Origin of the sequence: Bacteroides cutis (genome assembly GCF_900241005.1) — a bacterium.
GTDB lineage: Bacteria > Bacteroidota > Bacteroidia > Bacteroidales > Bacteroidaceae > Bacteroides > Bacteroides cutis.
On record NZ_OEST01000022.1, the window covers coordinates 1 to 1596 of the forward strand.

1 protein-coding gene is annotated in these 1596 nt (G+C 42.7%); it reads left to right on the forward strand.

Going from position 1 to position 1596, the window contains the following annotated elements:
* Positions 1 to 137 precede the first annotated feature (137 nt).
* A complete protein-coding gene (locus C1A09_RS16180) occupies positions 138 to 1424 on the forward strand; it encodes an IS1380-like element IS613 family transposase (protein ID WP_005805709.1) in 1287 nt (428 codons plus the stop codon).
* Positions 1425 to 1596: the final 172 nt, after the last annotated feature.

A 1596-nucleotide genomic window follows, 5' to 3' on the forward strand; every position in this document is an offset into this window, starting at 1 on the left:
CCTTAATTCCGCAACACTATTATAAAATATTTTTTTTAAGTACCTGAGCAACAAAAAGTTGCTCAGGATTTTGCCATGTCAGAGGATTCACTTAACTTAGTGTTGCAAAAAAATAATCAAACAAAACCTCATCAGGCATGGCAAAAATACAAATAAAATCCGAGAAGCTCACTCCTTTTGGAGGAATATTTTCAATCATGGAGCAATTTGACTCCACATTGTCATCTGTAATCGACTCGACACTCGGTCTAAGGTGTAGCTCGTTCGGTTATCAGTACAGTGAAATCGTCCGTTCCCTCATGAGTATCTACTTCTGTGGTGGCTCATGCATTGAGGATGTCACTACTCATTTGATGAACCATCTCTCGCTCCATCCGACACTTCGTACTTGTAGTTCTGATACTATCCTCAGAGCGATAAAGGAACTGACGCAAGGAAACATCTCATACACATCAGATACGGGTAAGAACTACGATTTCAACACGGCTGACACACTCAATACCTTACTGCTCAATTGTATGTTTGCATCCGGCCAACTGAAAGAGGGCGAGATGTATGATGTTGATTTCGACCATCAGTTCATAGAGACTGAGAAGTATGATGCAAAGCCTACATACAAGAAGTTCCTTGGTTATCGCCCTGGCGTGGCGGTTATTGACGACTTGATTGTTGGCATTGAGAATAGCGATGGTAACACCAACGTTCGTTTTCATCAGAAGGACACGCTGAAGAGATTCTTTGAGAGATTTGAGCAGAACGGACTTACAATCAATCGTTTCAGAGCTGATTGTGGATCATGTTCCGAGGAAATCGTGGAGGAAATAGAGAAACACAGCAAATCCTTCTATATCCGCGCAAACCGCTGCAGTTCGCTCTACAATGACATCTTTGCTCTTAGAGGCTGGAAGACTGAGGAAATCAATGGCATTGAGTTCGAATTGAACTCTATTCTTGTTGAGAAGTGGAAGGGTAAAGCATACCGACTTGTGATTCAAAGACAGAAACGGATGGACGGTGTGCTGGATCTTTGGGAAGGAGAATACACATACCGTTGTATCCTGACTAACGACTATGAATCTTCCACAAGAGAAATTGTCGAGTTCTATAACCTTCGTGGAGGAAAGGAACGTATCTTCGATGATATGAACAATGGTTTCGGGTGGGACAGATTGCCCAAATCCTTCATGGCAGAGAACACTGTGTTCCTTCTTCTTACGGCACTTATCCGTAATTTCTACAAGGCCATTATCCACAGACTTGACGTAAAGAGGTTCGGACTCAATGCAACAAGTCGCATAAAAGCGTTTGTCTTCAGGTTTGTCTCTGTACCAGCCAAGTGGATCAGAACATCAAGGCGGTATGTGCTGAATATCTATACCTGTAATAATGCTTACGCAGATATTTTTCAGACTGATTTTGGATAACGCCTACAACTTATGGGTATGATACTGCGTATTGCCTCAAGTCGCATAGTGGGGCAAGGGGATATTGTGGGCAGAAGTGGGTATTTCAGCCTCAATTTATCTGCTAATTCAGTGATGAGAGGACGTTTAGACGCAAGAAGGACGCTGAAGAGCTTAGTTGCGGATTTGAGGA

What these genes read in the sequence shown, in the direction of transcription:
- C1A09_RS16180 (WP_005805709.1), top strand. Translation starts at nt 138, where the DNA reads ATGGCAAAAATACAAATAAAATCCGAGAAGCTCACTCCTTTTGGAGGA.